Raw genomic sequence first — 21579 nt, forward strand, 5'->3', positions numbered from 1 at the left:
GCCTGTCTGGCCCCGCCGTCCCGCGTGCCGCCTCGGGCGCGGCCCCTCCATGACGGTCGTTTTGAGCCTCTGGTTGCCAACGTCTTCGCGAGGTCCTAATTGCTCGCCCGAGGACGGCCTCACCATTCTGGTCATCATGCGGGACGGCCCGCCACAAGGAGATCGAGCATGGCCTGGATCTGTCTTTTTGCGGCCGGTATCCTGGAGGTCGTCTGGGCCTTCTCGATGAAGAAGTCCGCCGGTTTCACGCTTCTCACCCCGACCGCCATCACCATCATCACGATGCTTGCCAGTTTCGGGCTGTTATCCGTGGCGATGAAGTCGCTTCCGCTGGGCACGGCCTACACGATCTGGACGGGCATCGGCGCCGTTGGCGCATTCGTCGTCGGGATCACCGTCCTGGGAGAGGCCATCACGCCGGCCCGGATCATTGCGGCGCTTCTCATCATCAGCGGCATCGTCACGATGAAGCTGGCCAGCGCCGACTGAAACGCCACCGAAGGAAACGGTGTCCGGAGGCCATGCAAATGGTCGGGCTTCACGCATCCCGGGCCTTGGCGGCACCTGACTATGCTGCAGTGGCGATGAACGACCGCGGTCGGCCGTCCTGCGTGACGGCGGGTCGTGAGAAGGTCAGCCAGGGGCCGGAAATGAGGCTTTGCGAACCGTGTCGCAGGCCGTGTGTCGCAAATGGGCAGAGCAGCCCCGCCGCCGCATGTCATTGCCGTAAAGGCTCAGGATACGCTTTGCAGGATGGCAGTTCGTTCGTGGCATGCTCTTTATGTTCGAACGTCCCGTGGGGTCGTTATATTATTGATATAAAATAAAAATCAGGCAGAAGCCTGCATTCGCCACGGGCTGCCCCGAGCGGCCGATTTGCAAAGATGTCGGCAGTATATGCCATCCGGACATCTCCGATAACCTCCCCGGATGTCCGGTCTGGCCCCTGAGAGCGGACGGCGTGCCATGCGACCGCGGCCTGCGCGGATGGCCGTGGTCGGAGCCCATCCGGGAGACGTTCCGAATGCGATCAGCGCGGGCGACGTCTGCGCCGGTTTCCGCCGCCATCGGCATTGAAGACGACCTCCGGCAGATGCCGCTGGCGGGCGAGTTCCGGGAACGGATCCGAGGCATGGGGCAGGGCATTCGCGGCCACGAAATGCTCCTGAAACCGGGGCTCGGTCGCGGTTTCGACCTTTTCGATCCTGCGCACGACCTCTTCGATCTTGCGCCGCGCGGCGACCGAACACAGCGCGATCCGCGCGCCTGTCCCGGCGGCATTTCCGGCGGAACGGACCCGGTCGAGGGGCACGTCGGGGATCATGCCCAGCACCATGGCATGCAGCGGGCTGATATGGGCACCGAAGGCCCCGGCCAGCACCACCCGCTCGACCCGGTCGACGCCGCGGCGGTCCATCAGCAACCGCGCGCCGGCGTAAAGCGCTGCCTTGGCAAGCTGAATCGCCCGGATATCGGTTTGCGTCACGGCAATGACCGGCCCGCCCGCAGAAGAGCCGTCATGCAGCAGATAGGACTGGGTTCGGCCTTCGGGGCGGCAGCGCTCGGACCCGGTCTGGGCGGCCGAGCCGATCAGGCCCGACATGTCGACAAGTCCGGCCAGCCGCATTTCGGCAACCGCCTCGATGATGCCCGAACCGCAGATGCCGGTGACGCCGGCAGGACCCACGGTTTCGGCGAAATCCGGGTCGTCGGACCACAGCTCGCAGCCGATCACCTTGAAACGCGGCTCTTTCGTGGCGGGGTCGATCCGGACCCTCTCGATGGCCCCGGGGGCGGCGCGCTGACCCGCGCTGATCTGCGCCCCCTCGAAGGCAGGGCCGGTCGGCGAGGAGCAGGCCAGCACACCGCTTCGGTCGCCGAGCAGGATCTCGGCATTGGTGCCGACATCGACGATGAGGGTCAGCTCGTCGGCTTCTTCGGGGGCTTCGCTGAGCGCCACGGCGGCCGCATCCGCGCCGACATGGCCCGCAATCAGCGGCAGCAGATAGGCCCGGGCTTCGGGATTGATCGCGCCAATCCCCAGATCGCTGACCGCGAGCGACAGCGCGCCCGAGCTTGCCAACGCGAAGGGCGCCTGTCCCAGCTCGACCGGATCGAGACCCAGCGCCAGGTGGTGCATCACCGGATTGCCGACCAGGACCGTCTCGACGATTTGCCGCGGCGCAACCCCGGCCTCGGTGGCGATCTCGGTGGCAAGCCGGTCGAGCCCGGCATGCAGGGCAGCGGTCATCTCGGTCGCGCCGCCCGGGGTCAGCATCGCATGCGACACCCGGCTCATCAGGTCTTCGCCGAAGCGGATCTGCGGGTTCATCCGGCCCGAGGAGGCGATGACCGTCCCGGTCGAGAGATCGGTCAGATGCCCGGCGATGGTGGTCGACCCGATATCGATTGCCAGCCCGCAGAGCGGCCCTTCGAAGAAGCCGGGCCAGATGTCGAGGATTTCAAGCCCGTCCGGCGCGCGATGCAGCGCGACGGTCACCTGCCAGTCGCCCCGGCGCAGTGTCGCCTGAAGCCGGGCCAGAACCGGCAGCGGGCAGCGTGCGGGGCCGATGTGCCATTGCGCGGCCAAGGCCGAATTCAGCCGTTCGAGATCGCCACTGGGCGCCTGCAGGTCGGGCTCGGCCACTTCGACGAGGCACAGCCGGGTGGCCGTGTCCATCTCGATGGCGCGGAGCTCGGCATCCTTGCGCACGACCTGGCGGTGGATCTGGCTTTCGGGGGGCACGTCGATCACGGCATCGGCGAGGATGCGTGCCTGACAGCCCAGGCGGCGGGCAGGGGGCAGGCCGCGTTTCTCGTCATAGCGCTGCTCGACGGCGTTCTTCGGGGACAGGGCCTCTTCGGTGACGGTTATCCCATGCTTGGGGAAGCTGCCGGTGCCAAGCGCGATCTGGCATTTCGAGCAGATGCCGCGCCCTCCGCAGACGCTGTCGAGATCGACGCCGAGGCGCCGCGCGGCATCGAGAACGGAGGTTCCCGAAGGCACCCGGCCACGCCGGCCGGATGGCGTGAAAACGACGAGGGGGGCATCCTGTTTCATGCGGGGCTCGATTTTTCATCGAAAAATCGTTTCAATTCCTCGACGAAGACTTGCCTAGCAGATGACACGCAGGCCATGCGGGTTGCAGATGACGATGAGCTGTCCGCCGCATTCGACCATGTGAAAGCCGCGCCTGCGGACTTCTGCCACGAACCGCTCCATGCCGATCTCGCGCTCGACCCAGTGCCGTGACCGGCGGACCACGCCGCCCTTCGCCACCGCCTGGGCCGAGAAGACCAAGGCAAGCCAGCTGTCGGACGGCGTGGGGCGAGATACGAACTCCATGCCCGCGATTTTGCCGGTTTCATGGTTAAGAACATCTTACTACAGGCCGCCCGATCAACCGCGCCGCCGCCGTCGGCCGCTGCCCGCCGCCGTAACCGCAGTCGAGGCCTCGGCAAAGCTCGCCCCTGCCGCGATCCCGTCGAGCACCCGCGAGAAGCGGATCCAGTCCGCGCCATTGGCGTCGTGGTTCATCAGCAGGTTGGCCGCCCGGATCGCCTCCATCTCGACCGGGCGGACAGGGTTCATGATCGCCGAGGTCATTCCGGCCGAGATCGCCATCGGCAGGAAGGCGGCGTTCACGCCATGGCGCTGGGGCAGTCCGAAGGAAATGTTCGAGGCGCCGCAGGTGGTATTCACCCCCAGCTCGTCGCGAAGCCGCCGCACCAGGGCAAAGACCTGCCGTCCGGCGCTGGCCATGGCCCCGACCGGCATCACCAGCGGATCGACCACGATATCGCAGGCCGGGATGCCGAAATCGGCGGCGCGCTCGACGATCTTCTTCGCCACCGCAAAGCGCACATCGGGGTCTTCGGAAATCCCGGTATCGTCATTCGAGATCGCCACCACCGGCACGTTGTATTTGCGCACCAGGGGCAGCACCCGTTCGAGCCGTTCCTCCTCGCCGGTCACCGAATTCAGCAGCGGCCGACCCTGGGCCGCGGCCAGACCCGCTTCGAGCGCCGCGGGAACCGACGAGTCGATACAGAGCGGTACATCGACCAGCCCCTGCACCAGCTCGATCACCTGGCGCATCAGCGGCGGTTCGGTCTGGTTCGGGTCGGGGTTCGAATTGTAGACGACGCCCGCATTCACATCGAGCACCATGGCCCCGCAGGCCACCTGCTCCAGCGCGTCCTTCTCGACGGTCGAGAAATCGCCGGCCTCCAGTTCGGCCGCCAGCTTCTTGCGGCCGGTCGGGTTGATGCGTTCGCCGATCACGCAGAACGGCTCGTCGAAGCCGATGGTGACGGTCCGGGTCTTCGACTCGAGAACGGTACGGGTCATGGCGCTCCTCAGCTGTCCTGGGCGGGGGCGAGGCCGTGTGCGGCCAGCCACCGGGTGTTGGTCGCGATCCCCCCGAGCGGGAAGAAATGGGCCCCGGCAATCGGGAAATCGGCGCGGCGCCGGGCGGCCTCCGCCAGGTCGTTGAGAAACCCGTCGGGCGTGAAGGGCAGCACCAGCTTGCTGACATCCCGCGCCCGGCGCTGCAGCACGGCGAGCGAGGGCCCGACGCCGCAGGCGATGGCATATTTGACCAGGGTCTGCAGCTTGGCCGGGCCCGCCACGCCGATATGGATGGGCAGATCGATGCCCCGGTCCCGGACCCGGTCGGCCCAGGCGATCACCGGGGCGGCCTCGAAGGCGAATTGCGTGACGACGGCCATCTCGGCATCGGTCCGCGCGGCGAAGGCCTGTTTCCAGCCGAGCGCCTCCATCATGTTGCGTTCGGATCCGTCGGGGTCGATGTCGCGGCTGCCCTCGGGATGGCCGGCAACATGCAGCCGGACGAACCCCGCGCGGTCGAAGAGCCCGGTCTCGAGCAACTGCATCGAGGAGTGGAACTCTCCCTTCGGCGTCGGGATGCCGCCCGCGAGGATCAGTCCCTCGCGGACCCCGGCCTCGCCCGCATAGCGCGCGATCCAGTCGGCAAGCATGGCGCGGTCGGTAATCGAACGGGCCGCGAAATGGGGCATCGGCACGAAGCCTTCCTCGGTCAGCCGCCGGGCGGTCGCCACCATCTCCTCGATCGGGGTGCCGTCGAGATGGGCGATATAGACGCGGGTCCCGGCCGGCAGCAGCGCGCGGAAATCGGCGACCTTGGCGGCCGTCTTCGGCATCACCTCGATCGAATAGCCCCGGACGAAGTCGGCCATCGGCCCCGTCTGGTCCGCCGTCTTACCTGACGTCTGGCCTGCCGTCCGTCCGGTCGCCCTGTCGCATTTTCTGAAATTCAGCAGTGCCATCGCGTTCTCCCGCAGACCGTTCACGACTGTTGCCAGCCGGAAGCGGCGATCAGCTTCCCAAGTCTTGCCGCGTCATATTCGGCCTCGATCCGCTCTGCTTCGGCGGTGGCCAGCATCGTCGGATCGCCCTCGCGCTCGACAGGCTCCGAGCGGCGCCATTCGGCGAGATAGGCGTCGCTGTCCTTCGCGCCCACCCGCATCGCACAGCGGTCGATGGCCTTCTCGAAGCGCACCGGCAGCACCCGTTTCGCGGCGCGGCGGCCCCGTCCCACGATGACCTGCGCCGGTATGTCGCGCCAGTAGACGATGACGAGTTCGGGCATCCGATTCCCTTTCTTCCTTCCCAAGGTGTAATCCGCCGCGCTTCCGTGGCGGGGACGGATTTCGACAGGATGAATGCGCGTTGCGACCTCGGCTTCGGTCGGGACCTGTGCCTCGCCGATACCGGGAAGGGCAATATCGCGGCCGACGGAGAGGTTGCGCCTTGTCGGCGTCCTTGCCTTCTCACGGCGACCCGAGCGCCCGACGCTGGCCGCGCAAGATATATTGGCCGCGCCCGATAATACTCGCGACCTCGATACTAGCCGAACCCGATTCTTGCTGAAAACGATCCGGATTCGACAACGAACCGCAGACTGGGGACGTTGCGGAAACAAAGCTGCCTAGGCAGGCAAACTTGCCGCTACATCAAGTGCAAAACTGGGTTAATATTTTATAATTTCTTGAATTTTTCATCAGAATAGGGCTTTTTCAAGCCGATGGGAAAATCGTTTCATGGCGCAGATTGCGAGTCGTCCGGGCGGAATCGTGGCACGCTCATTTCGAGACCGCAACACAGGTCAGGCACAGGTCCGGCACGGGGACCAGTTGGTACGAGGACAAGGCGATGAACGCGCATCTGGGACGAGCGATGACGATGATGGCCGGGCTGACCGCCGCCATGGCCTGGGGGCCGGCCGAGGCGAAGACGATGCCGCCGGGGACCCTGAGACTGGTTCCGAACCCGGTATTTCAGAGCCGCTCATCCGCCGATGACGAGACGACGGCCGATGTCGCGATCTCGCTCGGTGTCAGCGTCTGCCGTCATGCCGCGGCCGGGGTGACCCCGGCCTGCGCCCTCATGTTCCCTGCCGCGATCGCCTCTGATGATGGTGCGCGCGCCTGGAGGCGGCCCGAGCTCCTTGCCGTGCTTGACGATGATCGCGGTCCGGATGGCGGGGCTCCGTTCTGGCCTGCCAGTGCCGGGGGCCGCGGTGCCGCGTGCGGCGGCTGTGACGGCGCGCTGCCCTGGGCGCCGCCCAGCGCCGTCAGCGGTGGCAGCAAGAGGCGTCAGGGTGACGGCGATGGAGATGGCGGCGAGGATCCCGGAAATCGGTGGCCCGTCGAGCCGAATGCTCCGCTGCCGGTGCCGCTGATGCCCAGCGCGGCCTTCCTGCTGCTGGCGGTGGCCGGGTTCGGCGCGTTCGCACGCCGCCGCCGGTCCTGACCGCGCCGCCTCGGTACGGCCATCAGGGCTGGCATCGGCGCGGAGACGGGACGCCCCTGGGGAAGGGGCGGGCGATCTGCGGCATTGCACGAAGGTCTTCGGCCCGCTACCTTGCCGGTAACTCGATTGGAGGGCGATCCCATGGCGCCCAGGCGTCCGAATGGTGCGGGCGCGTTTCCCAAGGCGGTAGAGACCCCCGCGCCAGTTCCGCCAGATCCTGCGACGCTTTATGCCGCTCTGGATCTCGGAACGAACAGTTGTCGTATGCTGATTGCCCAACCCAAGGGCAGTCAGTTTCATGTCGTGGACAGCTTTTCGAAATCGGTCCAGCTCGGAACCGGTCTCGAAGGCTCCGGCCGGCTGAGCCGGGCGTCGATGGCGCGCACGGTCCAGGCGCTCAGGGTCTGCAAGGGCAAGCTTGAGACCCATGCCGTCGAACGGATGCGGCTGATCGCGACCGAGGCCTGTCGCCGTGCAGAGAATGCGCGCGAATTCATCAAGATGGTGCGTCGCGAGACCGGGCTGCGGCTCGAAATCATCCAGCCCGAGGAAGAGGCCCGGCTGGCGGTGGTTTCCTGCGCGCCGCTGGTCTCGACCAAGACCGAGCAGTTGCTGGTCGTCGATATCGGCGGCGGCTCGACCGAGCTTGTCTGGATCGATCTCTCGATGGTGCCGCGGCCAGAGCGGCCCCGCGCGATCATGCGGCTGCATGCGGGCTTTCACAGCGAGACCGGGCCGTTTCCGGCGGCCCGCGTGGTCGACTGGATCTCGGTGCCGCTGGGGGTCGCGACGCTGAAGGAGCAGTTCGACGATGTCGAGGACGATCACGCCCGCTTCGCGCTGATGAGCTGGTTCTTCGAGGAGAACCTGGCCGAGTTCTCGCCCTATTCGGCCGAGCAGACCAAGGACGGGTTCCAGATCATCGGCACCTCGGGCACGGTGACGACGGTGGCCGCGACCCATCTGGGGCTCCGGCGCTATGACCGGACCAAGGTCGACGGGCTTCGGATGACCTCGGGCCAGATCGACGAGGTGATCCGCAAGTATCTCGAGCTTGGCCCCGAGGGGCGGCGGGCCGATCCCCGGATCGGGCGCGACCGGCATGCGCTGATCATGTCGGGGGCGGCGATCCTGCAGGCGCTGATGCGGGTCTGGCCGACCGACCGGATGTCGGTGGCCGATCGCGGTCTGCGCGAGGGCCTGCTTTATGCGCAGATGAGCGCGGACGGGGTTCTGGAGGAGGGGCCGTTCTGATGCGCCCTTGCCGCGGCGGCCCGGCTGGGGCAGATGTCGCGCCTGGGTATTTTTGCCAAGAAGAAGAACGAAGGCCGGGATGACGGAGAAGAAGGGTTCGAGCGGGCGCGGGCAGCGCGACCTCAAGGTCAAGGTCAAGACGGCGCGCGGGCGGCGGCTGTCCTCGACGCGCTGGCTGGAGCGGCAGCTGAACGACCCCTATGTCAAGCGGGCGCGGGCCGAGGGCTATCGCGGGCGCGCGGCGTTCAAGATCATCGAGCTGGATGACAAGTACCGGTTCCTGGTGCCCGGCGCGCGGGTCGTCGATCTGGGCTGTGCGCCGGGCGGCTGGTGCCAGGTGGCGGTCAAGCGCGTGAATGCGCTGGGCGAGAAGACCGGCAAGGCCAGGGGCACCGTGCTGGGGGTCGATCTGCAGGAGGTCGAGCCCATTGCCGGGGCCGAGCTGCACCAGCTGGATTTCCTGGCCGACGATGCCGATGAACTGGTCAAGGGCTGGCTCGGGGGCAGCGCCGATGTGGTGATGAGCGACATGGCGGCGGCGTCCTCGGGGCACAAGCAGACCGACCATTTGCGGATCATCGGGCTGTGCGAGGCGGCGGCGGCGCTGGCCTTCGACGTGCTCGACGAGGGCGGCACCTTTGTCGCCAAGGTGCTGGCAGGCGGGGCCGAGGCCGGGCTTCAGACCTTGCTGAAGCAGCGCTTCGCCAAGGTCGCCAATGTCAAGCCACCGGCCAGCCGGTCGGACAGTTCCGAGAAATTCGTGGTCGCGACCGGGTTCCGGGGCTGATCTCCGGAACCCGGCGCGGGGTTATGGCAGCAGGACCGTGGCTCCGGTGGTGGCACGGGCTTCGAGTGCGCGATGGGCCTCGGCGGTTTCGGCCAGCGGCCAGCTCCGGCCGATCCGGGGCGTCAGCGTGCCATCGGCCACCGCCGCGAACAGCTCGGCCGCGCGGGTACGCAGCTCGGCCGGATCGGCGATGAAGTCGAACAGCACCGGTCGCGTTGCCGAAAGGCTGCCCTTGGCGAGGTCGGACAGGCGGAAATCCTCCGGCAGGCCCGAGGACTGTCCGAAGCTTACGAACATGCCGCGCGGTTTCAGGCAGGCGAGCGAGCCGCGCCAGGTGTCCTGTCCGACGCTGTCATAGACCGCGTCAACGCCGAGCCCGTCGGTCGCGGCCATCACCGGGCTCACGAAATCGCCCGCGCGGTAGTCGATCACCTCGGCATAGCCATGGGCGCGGGCGAGCGCCGTCTTTTCGGGCCCGCCCGCGGTGCCGATGGCGCGCACGCCCTTCGCCGCCAGCCATTGCCCCAGCAGAAGCCCGACGCCTCCGGCCGCGGCATGAACCAGAACGGTCTGGCCTTCGGTCGCCGGAAAGCTCGAGCGCATCAGGTATTGCGCGGTCAGCCCCTTCAGCATGATCGAGGCCGCGATCTCGTCGGGGATGGCGTCGGGCAGGGGCACCAGCCGGTCGGCGGGCAGCACGCGCGCGGTAGAGCAGGCGCCGGTCTGCGTCGTATAGGCGACGCGCTGGCCGACCGACAGCCCCTCGACGCCCTCGCCCAGCGCCTCGATGCGGCCCGCGGCCTCGCTGCCGGGGATCAGGATCTCGCCCGGCCAAGGGTAGAGGCCCGAGCGGAAATAGGTGTCGATGAAATTCAGCCCGACCGCGCCGTGGCGGACCAGCACCTCGCCGGGGCCGGGGGCGGGCGGGGTCCAGTCGACCCAGTCAAGCGTCTCGGGGCCGCCCGGCGCGCGGGCGATGATGGCTTTTTCCATGGCTCAGACCTCGAATTCGGGATCGACCGGCACCTGCAGCGCGGTGACCAGCGCATTGGTCTGCGAGGCCAGCCCGATCACGGCGAGGAAATCCTGGTACTGGGCCTCGGTCATGCCCTTGGCGCGTGCCGAGGCGGTATGGGAATGGGCGCAATAGGAACAGCCATTGGCGACCGAGACCGCCATGTAGATCAGCTCCTTGGTCAGCGGGTCGAGCGCGCTTTCGCTCGCCATCACCGCCTTGACCTGTGCCCAGGTCGTTTCCAGCACCGCGGGCTGGCTGGCCAGCGCCCGCCAGACATTGTTCACGAAATCGGTCTTGCGGGTGGCGCGGATGTCGTCGAACACCGCCTTGACGCGCGGGTCGGCCTCTGCCTCCGCGTCGGTCCAGATCTTCACCGTGGCCATCGGGTCTCCTTGGGTCGGGGGAATGCGCCGCCCCGGGCTAGGGAGCCAGGAACGGCGGGAAAGAGGGCTCAGACCAGTGCGAAGATCCGCGCGGGGCCGCCGGTGCCGCCCCTGTGCTTGGGCGCGCCGATCACCAGCGTCGCGCCCGCCGCGGGCATCCGGTCGAGATTGGCGAGGCATTCGATGCCGAAGCGCCCCGAGGGCAGCCAGGCGTAATGCGCCGCGAAATCGGGCGAGTTGCCCGGATCGAGCGACAGCGTGGCGGACCCGATCGAGGCGGCGGCGGTTTCCTCGATCAGCATCTCGGCGGCCTCGGCGTGGAAGCCCGGATAATGCTGGACGCCCTCGGCATCGGCATTGCGAAAGCCCGGGCCGCTGGCCTTGTCGGCCCAGCCCGAGAACAGCGCGACGCAGGCATTTTCGGGGATCTCGCCATGCGCGGCGATCCAGGCGCGGATGTCGTCGGGGGTGAGGGTGGTGTCCGGATCCTCTGCGGCGCGGGCGGCGATGTCGATCACGCAGAGCGGCGCGACCAGGGTCTCGACCGCGATCTCGTTCACCGCCGCGCCATCGGCCGAGAAATGCAGCGGCGCGTCGATATGGGTGCCGGTATGTTCGTTCACCCGGTATTCGGCGAGGTTGAAGCCATGTTCGGCGAAATTGAATTTCTGGTCCCAGAAGAATTGCCGTTCGCCGAAGAAGGTGGGGAAATCGGCCGAAAGCTCATGGGTCATGTCGGTCACCGCCGCATGGCCCTGTGCCATGGCCGGAGGCGCCGAGGCTGTCAGCCCGGCCGCCGCTGTCAGACCGGCCCCTGCCGCCCCGGCGAAGAAGCCGCGCCGCGACAGCATGCGGTCCTTGACCGCCGTCATCACGCAGATATCGCACATGTCGGACATCTCCCTGCTTTCCGGGGGCTGCCCTCCCGCGTGCCCCCGAAACCGAGCTTAGAGAGCCCCGGGCAATCCTGTCAAACCCGGTCCCCCGTGCGACTTCCGGACCGATCCGGGGGCGCCGCGACAACCGTCGCCGTGCCGCTGGGGCCTCGGTCGAAGCGGACAGGCTGCGGCCGCGTCCGGCCATCGCCATCGCCGGGTTTGCTGGCGAATCTGTGCGCCTGCATGTCGGGGCCTGCTGGCGCGAGAAGGCAGGCCCGCGTCGCTGCGGCGCGCCTCGGGGCTGCCGGCAAGGGTGTTGTGTCCAAAATAAGGGATACTGTTGCGGATTTGCGTCGCGTCGCAGTCCGATCAAGGGGGATTGTTAGTAAAGCACACGGAACTAATCGTCTTTTTGTGAATTAATCTGCTAGGATCCTCACGGATATGCGTGTGTTCCGGGGCAACCCGGGTACGAGCGGTAAGGAGCGGTCAACCCCGATGCCCATTGTGTTTGTTCTTACGTCGATCACGGGGGGTGTTTTTTCTGCGACCGTCGTATCTCTGATTCTGGAAACGGGCTGGGGGGCGATTCTTCTGTCCTACTGGGTCGGCGGAATGATGTGGGGCGGGGCCGCGGTAAGCTATATGTCGCTGCGCTCGGACGACAGTTCCGAAGCAGAGGGCCACGAATACGAGACCTCAGAATACGGAACCTCCGAATACGAGGATGCCGGGCCGGGCGCCTTGGGGGCGAGGTCGCGCACGGCCAGATCACGCGCGCCCGAGGATGTCGAAGAGGCCGATCGCTGCGGCCACTTCTTCTGAATATCTTCTCCTGAACGGGCGCGCCGGGAACGGGAAGACGCCGTCCCGGCTCAATCTCGAAGGGCCGAGACGGGCGGCTGGCGGTAGGCGAGCCAGGCCGGCAGGGCCGAAAGCAGCGCGGCTGCCAGCGCCAGCAGAGCCAGCGACCACAGATCGGCGCGCGTGAATGCGACCGGCAGCGGGAAGCCGCGCGCGAGGGCAAAGCTCCGCGACAGCGCATCCGCGGCGACATAGCCGAGCCCGAAGCCACACAGGATGCCTGTGCCGAACAGCAGCGCCATTTCGAGCCAGACGATGCCGAACACCGCCCCTCTGGGAGCGCCGAAGGCCCTGAGCGCGCCGATTTGGCGCCGCCGCTGGCCGACCTGCATCACCGTGACCAGAAGCAGAGCCGCAGCCACCAGCACCTGCGCGCCGATGGCGACCGCGACCAGTACCCGTTTGGCATCGCCCAGCATCGCGTAAAGCCCGGTCAGGATCTCGGCCGGAAACACCGCCAGCGTGTCGTCGGTTGCGCGGTACTCCTGCCGCAGCCGGTAGGCATCGGCGATGCTGTTCGGCTTGACCAGGATCGCGGGCAGGCCCTGCGGCTCGCCCGCCGCCCAGCTCTCGTCGAGCGGCGCGTCGGGGTCGAAAGACGCCTCGCCATGGGCCTTGTGCGCCTCATGTCCTTCGGCATCGTGGTCGTGGTCGTGGTCGTGGTCGTGGTCGTGGTCGTGGTCGGCGCTGGCCGCGGCCAAGGCGTCGTGGTCATGCCCGTCCGTAGCGTGCCCGTGCCCGTCATGCCCGTCATGGTCATGGTCATCATGGGACGCGTGCCCGCCCAGCCCGTGAACATGCCAGACCGCCTGGATCGGCACCAGAATGGCGCGGTCCCAGGGGGTGCCGGTGGGCTCGAGCCGCCCGGTGACGCGATAGGCGATGCCGGCATGGGCATGGCCGCCCTCGGCCACTCGGCCATGGGTCGGGACCAGGCTGTCGCCCAGGGCCAGATCGACCGCCGAGCCGATCACCGCCTCGCCCTCGGCGGCGAAGGCCCGGCCTTCGGCAAAGCCGGTCGTCGTGTTGCCGACCAATGTCGTGGTGGTGCCGATCACCGGATAGCCGGAGACGAAATCGCCGAAGCCGATCGGCGCGGCCCAGGCAACGCGCGGGTCCTCGCTCAGCGCGATCAGGGTGTCGCCCGGCATCAGCGGCAGCGCCGCGGGCTGAAGGAAGACCGAGGACAGCACCAGTTGCGTCGCGCTGCCCGGTGCGCCGACGATCAGGTCGAACTTTTCCGCGGCGCGGGCGCTGCCCAGCCTGAAGGCGCGTTCCTGCAGGGTGATCGTGGTCCCGAGCGCAACCGCCAGCGCGATCAGCAGCACGATCACCGCAGAGCCAAGACGGAAGCGTTTCAGATCGGCCAGAACGAACTTGATCACGGCGAGGCTCCTTCGCGGACGTCATCGGACAGGATCGCGCCCTCGGCCAGGCTCAGCACCCGGTCGAGCCGCGCGCTCAGGCGGCGGTCATGCGAGACCACGATCAGGGTGGCGCCCGAGCTTTCGGCAAGCGCAAGCAGCAGCCCGGCAATGGCCACGCCGCTTTCGGGGTCGAGGCTGGCGGTGGGTTCGTCCGCGACGATGATGCCGGGCGCGCGCAGAACCGCCCGCGCCACCGCCACGCGCTGCATCTCGCCGCGCGACATGGTCTCGACCGGCTGATCGGGGCGCGACAGGCCGACCTCGGCCAGAAGCATCCCTGCGCGGGTCGTCATCGCCTGATCGGCGACCCGCGACAGCCGCGCGGGCAGAAGCACGTTGTCGAGCGCCGAGAGCCCCGGAAACAGGTGGAACTCCTGCATGACGAGGCCCAGATTGGCGCCGCGCCAGCGGTCGCGTGCGCCTTCGGACAAAGCTGCGATATCGGTTCCGTCCCAGACCACCCGACCGGCCCGGGGCAGAACCAGCCCGGCCAGGACATTGACCAGCGTCGACTTGCCCGAGCCCGAGGGACCGGTCACCGCGATGCGGCTGCCTGCGGGAATATCCAGCGCGGGGATGTCGAGCACCGGGGCGGCAAGCCCCGGATAGGCGACGGAGACGGAGGAAAGGCGAAGATCCGGCATGGCGTCAGACCGTCCTGTAGCGCGCGTCGCGCAGCCGGAGCTGGCTGACGAAGCCGGTTTCGGGATCGACCCAGGAGCCGCGGTCGAGCCGCCCGGTGACCTCGATGGTCCGGTTCGGCTGCACGAAGGTCTGGCTGCGGTCGAGATAGACCACGACGATATTGTCGGGCCAGTCGGTATCGGTAGAACAGAACGGACACAGCGCCATCGGGATCGCGGTCAGCACGAAGAAATCCGATTCCGCCTTCAGGGGCGGCGCCATGAAGCCCCGGATACGGACCTTCTCTCCGGTCAGCGCGATCACCTTGTCCGAGAAGGTCAGGCCGAGCGGGCTGAAGGCGCTGTAAAGCTCGTCGAAGCCGATCAGCGGGGTCCCGGCGGCTGCGGCGGGGCGGGCGGTCGGCGTCAGGAACAGGCCGGGCAGAAGAAGACCGGGCGCGAGCGCAAGGCAGAGCCTGCGGGTCCGGTCGGGGGCGGCGGGGTCGGTCATGGCGGTATTCCGGGGCAGGGGAAGGGAATGGGGCCGGGCCCCGGGCGGCGCACCGCCAAGGCCCGGCCCCCTTGTCAGGTCAGTTCCGGGGCGCGCCCAGCGCGAAGGCATCGACCAGAACCCGGTAGACGTCCGACTGCTCCATGTAGCCCTTGAACTCTTCGGCGCCGGGCCCGGTCGCCTGCAGCACCACGTCGTCGACGGCATGGACCGCGGTATCGGCCGATTTCGGCAGGTTGCCGACCCTCAGCACCGCGCCGGGGATGTCCTTGTAGGCCTCGTTGGCGACATATTCGCCCTTCTCGTTCTGCACCGAGGGCTCGAACGGGCCGTCCATCTTCGGCCGCCAGGTCTCGTAATGATCGGGGAAGTTGCTCGAGAAGATCGCCAGCCGCCGCGACACGTCGATCCGGTCGGGATAGCCGTCGCCATCGGCATCGGTATAGTTGGGGAAGCCCGCGGCGTCATAGGTGCCGACCTTCTCGCGCATCTCGTCGCCGGGCTTGTCGTCATCGATGGTGCCGATCACCGAGACGCCATGGGTATGGTCGCCGGTCACCACGATCAGCGTGTCGGGATGGGTCTCGGCAAAGGCGCGGGCAGAGGCGATGGCCTGGTCGAATTCGATGGTGTCGATGACGGCGCGGTCCCAGTCCATCGGATGGGACATCTTGTCGATCGAGGCGCCCTCGACCATCAGGAAGAAGCCTTCCTCGTTCTTCGACAGCTGGTCGAGCGCGGCTTCGGTCATCTCGACGAGGCCGGGCTGGTTCGGGAACTTGCCGACCGTTCCCTGATGCAGGAAGCTGCGGTCGAGCTTGGTATCCATGTTGCCGGTATGGAACAGCCCGAGGAGGCGCTCGGCGTCGCTGCCGCGCGCGGCGTCGAGTTCGGCCGCATTGGTCGCCAGCGTATAGCCCGCCTCGCGGAACATCGCGACATAGTCGCTGTCGTCCTTGCGCTTCGAGCCGGGGATGTCGGATTTGAGGAAATAGGCCGAGCCGCCGCCCAGCATCACCTCGGGCCGGATGTCATGGAACATGCCGACGATATCGGCCTTCTCGCCGCGCTTGCGGGTATGGGCGACGACGGCCGCGGGGGTTGCGTCCTCGATCTCGGCGGTGCTGACGACACCGATCGACTTGCCGGTGGTGCGCCGGAGCGCCTCGGCGATGGTCTCGACCTTCGGGTCGTCCTGGGTCGGGGGCGTGCGGTCGGCATAGACGCCCAGCGCATTCACCCGCGACTTGTGGCCGGTCATGTAGGCCGACATCGTGTTGGCCGAGTCGGTCGCGACGGAATGGGTCGAGGAGGTGCCGATGAAGGCCATGTGGTCGAGATCGTCCATCGCCAGCCGGCCGTCCGCCTTGCCCTCGGTCATGCCCTTCGACATGATCCGGGCCGCGGTCCGGTGCGCGACCGAAAGCCCGTCGCCGACGAAGAAGATGATGTTCCTGGCCTTCGGCGCCGCGGGCGTGGCGTAGACCTCCCAGGTCACGGTCCTGGTCTCGTCGCCCGCGCGGACCTCTACGGTGTAGCTGTCCGGCTCGGCCAGGGCCAGATCGCGCAGGATCAGCGCCGAGCCCAGCACCGCGTCATCCTTGCCCTTCTCCTCGGCCACGTAATCGGCCTTGGTACCGAACGCCTCGGCATAGGGTTTGCCATTCACGGTGACGGCGATTTCCTCTTCGGGATGAACGGCATCGAGCTCGATCTTGAAGTCGAAAGGCGAGGAGACAAGGATCGTCGCCCGGTCGAGCGGATAGATCGCGGTCGCCTGCGCCGCCCCGGTGAGAAGGGTGGTGGCGGCAAGCGCGGAGAGCAGAGTTCGCATGGATACCTCATGGGTCGAAAACGAGAGGGGGGAGTTCCCTGGGGGGCCGGCTAAAGGCTGCATGTATCGCGTGTGTGACACGGCCAGCTACAAGATCGGCGACAAGGCCGGTCAAAATCCCGATGGAAAGGCGGCAGGCCTTGGGCGGTTTTGGGGGCCGGTGTGGAGGATCGCGGGCAAGGCCGTGTCGACCCGGCGCGCGGGGCGGTCGGGCAGCGAGCGCGGCCTTTGGCCGGTGGCCGAAAACGTCGGGCCGCGCCGGTTCGCTCAAGGCTCCTGCGACTATTCATACCCTTTCGTCAAGCCGATGTCGGATCTTCGCGCCCTGCCTCGACGGTCCCGGCGAGAGGAACCGGTCCGGTTCCTTTGTCAGCTGCCTGTCAGGACCCCGGTCGCGGGGGCCTGCGGTGTCTGGACAAGTGCCGTGAGCGCTGGCGGTGCAGGTCCGGCAGCTGCAAAACGGTGTGGGGCGCCGGGACGCGGGCTATGCCTCTCGCGTCTTCTGATGCTGCCTCGGAGCGCCTTGTCTGGAGGTCGGGAACAGGGGGCCGGGAACAGGGGGGCCGGACGGCGGACTGGCCGCCGTCCGGAAAGATGGTCAGGCGAAGTGGCGCTTCAGCGCGGCCCAGCCCTCGGCGAAGACGCCCTGGGAAATCACCGGGCCGTACTTGCCCCGGTCTTCCGGCGCCTCGTCGAAGACCGCTTCCCATTCGGCGAAGGTCTCGCCGCTTTCCGACACCGGCCGGAGCGCGATCCGGGCGATGTAGTTCTCGACCGGGAAGGCCGGCTTGACGAAGCTGTAGCTGAGCGTGAAGGCCGTGTCGTCAAGCGACAACAGCTTTTCGCGCACATGCCCGCCGCCGGCCGCCAGATGGAAGGAGCGCACGGCGCCGACGGCATCGGCGCTGCGCCCGTCCTCGATCTCGCTGCGCTCGATCATCGGGTGCCAGTTGGGCAGCCCGTTGAAATCGCGCACGACCTCCCAGACCTTCTCGATCGGCGCGGGGATCACCGCGCTTGCATAGGCCCTGGCCATGATATCCTCTCTCTCAGCCCCGGGTGATGGTCTTGAACCGCCGCGTCTGGTCGATCAGCGCGGTTTCGGTCGGCAGCCTCTCCATGCTGGAGGCGCCGTAGAAGCCGTGACAGTCGGGCGCGTTCGACAGCACATAGGTTGCGTCGTCGGGCATCGAGATCGGCCCGCCATGGCACAGCACGATGATGTCCTTGCGCACGCTCAGCGCGGCCTCGGCGATGGACTGGACCTTGACCGCGCTGTCTTCCAGCGAGATCGCGGTATCGGCCCCGATGGCGCCGCCCGTGGTCAGCCCCATATGCGCCACCACGATATCGGCGCCCGCCTCGGCCATCGCCTTTGCCTGATCGGTGTCGAAGACATAGGGCGTCGTCAGCATGTCCTTGGCGCGCGCGAGCGCCACCAGATCGACCTCGAGCCCGTAGCCCATGCCGGTTTCCTCGAGGTTCTGGCGGAAGGTGCCGTCGATCAGCCCGACCGTCGGGAAGTTCTGGATGCCGGCAAAGCCGATCCGCTTGAGCTCGTCAAGGAAGCTGTCGAAGTCGCAGAACGGGTCGGTGCCGTTCACGCCGGCCAGGACCGGGGTCTTCTTCACGACCGGCAGCACCTCGCGGGCCATCTCGACCACGATCTCGTTGGCATTGCCATAGGCCAGCAGCCCGGCCAGCGAGCCCCGGCCCGCCATCCGGTACCGGCCGGAATTGTAGATCACGATCAGGTCGATGCCGCCGGCTTCCTCGCATTTGGCCGACAGGCCGGTGCCCGCGCCGCCGCCGATGATCGGGCGGCCCTCGGCGATCATGCCGCGAAATTTCTCCAGCAGATCCTTGCGTTCGAACCGGGCCATCAGGCGATCTCCTTCCAGTGGGTATAAAGCGCGTCCGAGAAGGCCGCGTCATTGATGTTGTGGGGCAGCCGGACAAGACGGCGGGTTTCAGTCTGCTCGACCGTGGCCTCGAGCGCCTCGAACAGCGCGTTGCGCGCCTCGATCAGCTCGAAGGGCATGCCCGGCGCGTCCAGCATCGACAGGCCGCCCCCGGGCAGCAGGAAGCGCACCGGGCCGGTGCAGGCGTTCAGCCGGGCCCCGATCCATTCGCCCATCTGACGGCATTCGTCGGGCGTGGTGCGCATCAGCGTGACCTGGGGATTGTGCTGATAGAAAAGCCGGTGGGCATAGCGCTCGGGCACGGTCGCGCGCGCGCCGAAATTGACCATGTCGAGCGCGCCGCAGGACCCCACATAGGGAATGCCGCTGCGGGCAATGGCGCCCAGCCTGTCCTCGGTCGCAGCCAGGATGCCACCGAAGAGCAGGTCGCAGATCTCGGTCGTCGTGGTATCGATGACCGACGAGATCATGCCTGAATCGACCAGCTTCTCCATCGCCTGCCCGCCGGTTCCGGTGGCATGAAAGACGATGGGGTCGACCTCGGCCTCGAGCCGCTCGGTCAGATGGGTGACGCAGGGCGTGGTGACGCCGAACATGGTCAGCCCGACGGCGGGGCGGTCGTCGTCCGCCGCCTCGCGGGCGGCCTTGGCCATGCCCGCGATGGCGTGGGCGGCATTGCCGAGGATCACCCGCGAGATCCGGTTCAGCCCGGCCACGTCGGTCACCGAGGGCATCATGGTGATGTCGGCCGGGCCGACATAGGGCGCCACATTGCCCGAAGCCAGCGTCGAGACGATCAGCTTGGGCACGCCCACCGGCAGCGCCTGCATGCCGGGTGCCACCAGCGCGGTTCCCCCCGATCCGCCAAGCGAGATCATCGCGCCGATATCGTCGCGGGTCGCGACGAAGGCCTCGAAGGCCGCAGCCATCCCGGCCACGGCCGAGCCGCGGTCACCGGTCATGACCGCACCTGCGCCCTCGGGGTGGCAGGCCGCGACCTCGGCCGGGGGCACGTCGGCTATGCTGCGATGGTCTGATGAGGTCGAGAGGTCGACCCTGACCACGCCGAGCCCCTGATCGGCCACCAGCCCGGCGACATGCGCGAGCTCACGACCCTTGGTGTCGAAAGTTCCGACGACGAAGACTTTTTTCGTCACCTCGTTCTCCCTTTTCGGCCGGAGGGCCTTATGCCTCCGGTTCCCAACCTTATGGCTGATCAAAGGGTTAGCACAGGATCAGAGCGGTTCCAAGTTGCCCGGAAGGACAGGCCGCAGGCGCCCCGGCCCGACATGCGGGCAGGGCCGGGAACGCCGGTGACAGGCGAGCTGCTGCGGGGGCTGGCTCAGGCGCCCTCGGGGAAGAAGCAGGCGGCCGCATGGGGCGCGCCCTCAAGCTCGGGGCGGCTGGCGCGGCAGCGTGCCTCGGCCTTCCAGCAGCGCGGCGCGAAGGGGCAGCCATCGGGGATCGCCAGCGGCGAGGGCAGCTCGCCCTGCAGCTTGATCCGCTGCCGCGCCGGGTCGGGCTCGGTCGAGGGCGTCGCCGACAACAGCGCCTTGGTATAGGGGTGGCGCGGATTGGCGAAGACATCTTCCTTGGTGCCGAACTCGACCGGGCGGCCGAGATACATCACCATGACATCGTCGGCGACATGGCGCACCACCGACAGGTCGTGCGAGATGAAGAGATAGGCCAGATCCATGCGCTCCTGCAGATCGAGCAGCAGGTTCAGCACCTGGCTCTGGATCGACAGATCGAGCGCCGAGACCGGTTCGTCCAGCACCAGCAGCTTGGGTTCCAGCATCAGCGCGCGGGCGACCGCGATCCGCTGCCGCTGCCCGCCCGAGAACATGTGCGGGAAGCGGTCGTAATGCTCGGGGCGAAGCCCGACCAGCCGCATCATCTCGCGCGCCTTATCGGCCCGGTCCTTGGCGGTCATGTCGGGGCGGTTGATCTTCAGCGGTTCTTCGAGGATCGTGCCGATCCGGTGGCGCAGGTTGAGCGAGCCGTAGGGGTCCTGGAACACGATCTGCACGGTCGAGCGCAGGCGGCGCCAGTTCTCGGGCGTGGCCGGAAGCCCGTCTAGGGTGAGCGCGCCGGCGCTGGGTTCCTCGATCAGCGTGATCAGCCGCGCGAGGGTGGACTTGCCGCAGCCCGACTCGCCCACGACCGCCAGCGTCTTGCCGGCCTCGATCGAGAAGCTCGCCTCGGACAGCGCGCGCACCAGGCCGGGTTTCGAGAACAGCCCGCCGCCGACTTCGTAATGGCGGGCGAGGTGATCGGCGGCAACGACGGGGGCGGTCATCGGGCGGTCTCCTCGGCTTCGGTCGCGAGCGGATAATGGCAGCGGGCAAGCCCGAGCCCCGGCGGCTGAACCGGCGCCGCGGCGCGGTGGCAGCGGTCGTCGGCAAAGCGGCAGCGCGGCGCGAAGAGACAGCCCTCGGGCCGGTCGAACTGGCCGGGCACGACGCCGGGGATCGTCGGCAGCCGCCGTTCGGTCGCGCGTTCGGGCAGCGCGGCCAGCAGTGCGGCGGTATAGGGGTGATGCGGGGTCTCGAACAGCGCGCGCACCGGCTGTTCCTCGACCTTCTGGCCGGCATATTGCACCTGCACCCGCTCGGCGGTCTCGGCGACCACGCCCATGTCATGGGTGATCAGGATCAGCGCCAGGCCGGTCCGGCCCTGCAGCCCGCGCAGCAGATCGAGGATCTGGGCCTGGATCGTCACGTCAAGCGCGGTGGTGGGCTCGTCCGCGATCAGCAGGCGCGGCTCGCAGGCCAGCGCCATGGCGATCATCACCCGCTGGCTCATGCCGCCCGAAAGCTGGTGCGGGAAGGCGTTCAGCCGCCGTTCGGGATCGGGGATGCCGACCATCTCCATCAGCTCGATGGCGCGGGCATGGCGCTGCTTCGAGGTCAGCCCGAGATGCTGGCGCAGCGTCTCCTTGATCTGGAACCCGGCGGTGAAGCAGGGGTTCAGCGAGGTCATCGGCTCCTGGAAGATCATCGAGATGTCGCGCCCGATCACCCGGCGGCGCTGACGCGGGGTGAGGCTGCGCAGGTCGGTGCCGTCGAAGCTCATCTCGTCGGCGGTGATCCGGGCGGTCCAGGGCAGAAGCCCCATCAGCGCCATCATCGAGACCGACTTGCCGGACCCGCTTTCGCCGACGATGGCCAGGATCTCGCCCTTGTCGACGGTGACATCGACGCCGTCGACGGCGCGGAACTGACCGCCCGCGGTCGAGAATTCCACGGAAAGGTTGCGGATGGAAAGGAGCGCCATCGG

Annotated in this window: 22 protein-coding genes; 5 read left to right on the forward strand and 17 right to left on the reverse strand. The window is 67.7% G+C overall.

The features are described from left to right. Positions 1-168 precede the first annotated feature (168 nt). A complete protein-coding gene (locus A6W98_RS10545) occupies positions 169-489 on the forward strand; it encodes a DMT family transporter (RefSeq protein WP_042461225.1) in 321 nt (106 codons plus the stop codon). 541 nt (positions 490-1030) lie between these two features. Here the strand turns inward: A6W98_RS10545 and A6W98_RS10550 are convergent. Genes A6W98_RS10550 through A6W98_RS10570 form a run of 5 tightly spaced genes read right to left on the reverse strand, consistent with a single transcriptional unit; the run spans position 1031 to position 5633 of the window. Next, positions 1031-3061: an ASKHA domain-containing protein gene (locus A6W98_RS10550; protein WP_042461227.1), complete on the reverse strand. Its 2031-nt coding sequence runs from the start codon at positions 3059-3061 to the stop codon at positions 1031-1033. A 54-nt stretch (positions 3062-3115) separates the two neighbouring features. Continuing rightward, entirely contained in the window at positions 3116-3346 is a 231-nt protein-coding gene (locus tag A6W98_RS10555) for a hypothetical protein (RefSeq protein ID WP_042461230.1), read from the reverse strand. Positions 3347-3400: 54 nt separating this feature from the next. Next, a complete protein-coding gene (locus A6W98_RS10560; RefSeq protein ID WP_042461232.1) occupies positions 3401-4351 on the reverse strand; it encodes a methyltetrahydrofolate cobalamin methyltransferase in 951 nt (316 codons plus the stop codon). 8 nt (positions 4352-4359) lie between these two features. Then, positions 4360-5310 (reverse strand): methylenetetrahydrofolate reductase, encoded by a 951-nt coding sequence (locus A6W98_RS10565; protein WP_072071678.1) that lies wholly within the window; start codon positions 5308-5310, stop codon positions 4360-4362. A gap of 20 nt (positions 5311-5330) precedes the next feature. Continuing rightward, on the reverse strand, positions 5331-5633 hold the full coding sequence (locus tag A6W98_RS10570) for a virulence factor (protein WP_042461237.1): 303 nt from the start codon (positions 5631-5633) through the stop codon (positions 5331-5333). 563 nt (positions 5634-6196) lie between these two features. Here A6W98_RS10570 and A6W98_RS10575 point away from each other — a divergent pair. The 3 genes from A6W98_RS10575 to A6W98_RS10585 all read left to right on the forward strand — a co-directional run bounded on the left by A6W98_RS10575 (position 6197) and on the right by A6W98_RS10585 (position 8837). Beyond that, a complete protein-coding gene (locus A6W98_RS10575; RefSeq protein WP_052678007.1) occupies positions 6197-6796 on the forward strand; it encodes a hypothetical protein in 600 nt (199 codons plus the stop codon). A gap of 141 nt (positions 6797-6937) precedes the next feature. Beyond that, positions 6938-8050 carry a Ppx/GppA phosphatase family protein gene (locus tag A6W98_RS10580; protein ID WP_042461240.1) on the forward strand — a complete coding sequence of 371 codons (1113 nt, stop codon included), beginning with the start codon at positions 6938-6940 and terminating at the stop codon, positions 8048-8050. A gap of 79 nt (positions 8051-8129) precedes the next feature. Continuing rightward, complete coding sequence (locus A6W98_RS10585; RefSeq protein ID WP_042461243.1) at positions 8130-8837, forward strand: RlmE family RNA methyltransferase; 708 nt, start codon at positions 8130-8132, stop codon at positions 8835-8837. 21 nt (positions 8838-8858) lie between these two features. Here the strand turns inward: A6W98_RS10585 and A6W98_RS10590 are convergent, their stop codons facing one another. From A6W98_RS10590 to A6W98_RS10600, 3 genes are all read right to left on the reverse strand, one after another. Continuing rightward, positions 8859-9830, reverse strand: a complete 972-nt coding sequence (locus tag A6W98_RS10590) for a quinone oxidoreductase family protein (protein ID WP_042461245.1) — start codon at positions 9828-9830, stop codon at positions 8859-8861. 3 nt (positions 9831-9833) lie between these two features. After that, entirely contained in the window at positions 9834-10238 is a 405-nt protein-coding gene (locus A6W98_RS10595; protein ID WP_042461247.1) for a carboxymuconolactone decarboxylase family protein, read from the reverse strand. Between the two features lie 68 nt (positions 10239-10306). Continuing rightward, positions 10307-11128: a cyclase family protein gene (locus tag A6W98_RS10600; protein ID WP_042464922.1), complete on the reverse strand. Its 822-nt coding sequence runs from the start codon at positions 11126-11128 to the stop codon at positions 10307-10309. 486 nt (positions 11129-11614) lie between these two features. On the opposite strand from A6W98_RS10600, the gene A6W98_RS10605 reads away from it, so the two are divergent. Next, positions 11615-11941: a hypothetical protein gene (locus A6W98_RS10605; RefSeq protein WP_042461249.1), complete on the forward strand. Its 327-nt coding sequence runs from the start codon at positions 11615-11617 to the stop codon at positions 11939-11941. A 50-nt stretch (positions 11942-11991) separates the two neighbouring features. On the opposite strand, the gene A6W98_RS21950 is transcribed toward A6W98_RS10605, so the two are convergent. From A6W98_RS21950 to A6W98_RS10650, 9 genes are all read right to left on the reverse strand, one after another. Next, entirely contained in the window at positions 11992-13365 is a 1374-nt protein-coding gene (locus tag A6W98_RS21950; protein WP_042461251.1) for an FtsX-like permease family protein, read from the reverse strand. Next, on the reverse strand, positions 13362-14051 hold the full coding sequence (locus tag A6W98_RS10615; RefSeq protein ID WP_042461254.1) for an ABC transporter ATP-binding protein: 690 nt from the start codon (positions 14049-14051) through the stop codon (positions 13362-13364). The genes A6W98_RS21950 and A6W98_RS10615 overlap by 4 nt, the downstream gene beginning before the upstream one ends. Before the next feature lie 4 nt (positions 14052-14055). Continuing rightward, complete coding sequence (locus A6W98_RS10620) at positions 14056-14541, reverse strand: hypothetical protein (protein ID WP_052678008.1); 486 nt, start codon at positions 14539-14541, stop codon at positions 14056-14058. A gap of 79 nt (positions 14542-14620) precedes the next feature. Next, on the reverse strand, positions 14621-16375 hold the full coding sequence (locus A6W98_RS10625; RefSeq protein ID WP_042461257.1) for an alkaline phosphatase: 1755 nt from the start codon (positions 16373-16375) through the stop codon (positions 14621-14623). 598 nt (positions 16376-16973) lie between these two features. After that, entirely contained in the window at positions 16974-17411 is a 438-nt protein-coding gene (locus A6W98_RS10630) for an SRPBCC family protein (protein WP_042461261.1), read from the reverse strand. Positions 17412-17424: 13 nt separating this feature from the next. Beyond that, positions 17425-18258, reverse strand: coding sequence for a phosphoenolpyruvate hydrolase family protein (locus A6W98_RS10635; protein WP_042461264.1), 834 nt, complete (start codon positions 18256-18258; stop codon positions 17425-17427). Beyond that, entirely contained in the window at positions 18258-19454 is a 1197-nt protein-coding gene (locus A6W98_RS10640) for a Tm-1-like ATP-binding domain-containing protein (RefSeq protein WP_042461266.1), read from the reverse strand. Before A6W98_RS10640 ends, A6W98_RS10635 begins: the two co-directional genes overlap by 1 nt. 185 nt (positions 19455-19639) lie before the next feature. Next, a complete protein-coding gene (locus tag A6W98_RS10645) occupies positions 19640-20599 on the reverse strand; it encodes an ABC transporter ATP-binding protein (RefSeq protein WP_042461269.1) in 960 nt (319 codons plus the stop codon). Further along, entirely contained in the window at positions 20596-21576 is a 981-nt protein-coding gene (locus tag A6W98_RS10650) for an ABC transporter ATP-binding protein (protein WP_042461272.1), read from the reverse strand. Before A6W98_RS10650 ends, A6W98_RS10645 begins: the two co-directional genes overlap by 4 nt. Between the last annotated feature and the right edge of the window lie 3 nt (positions 21577-21579).

Origin of the sequence: Rhodovulum sulfidophilum DSM 1374 (genome assembly GCF_001633165.1) — a bacterium.
GTDB classification, from domain to species: Bacteria; Pseudomonadota; Alphaproteobacteria; order Rhodobacterales; family Rhodobacteraceae; genus Rhodovulum; species Rhodovulum sulfidophilum.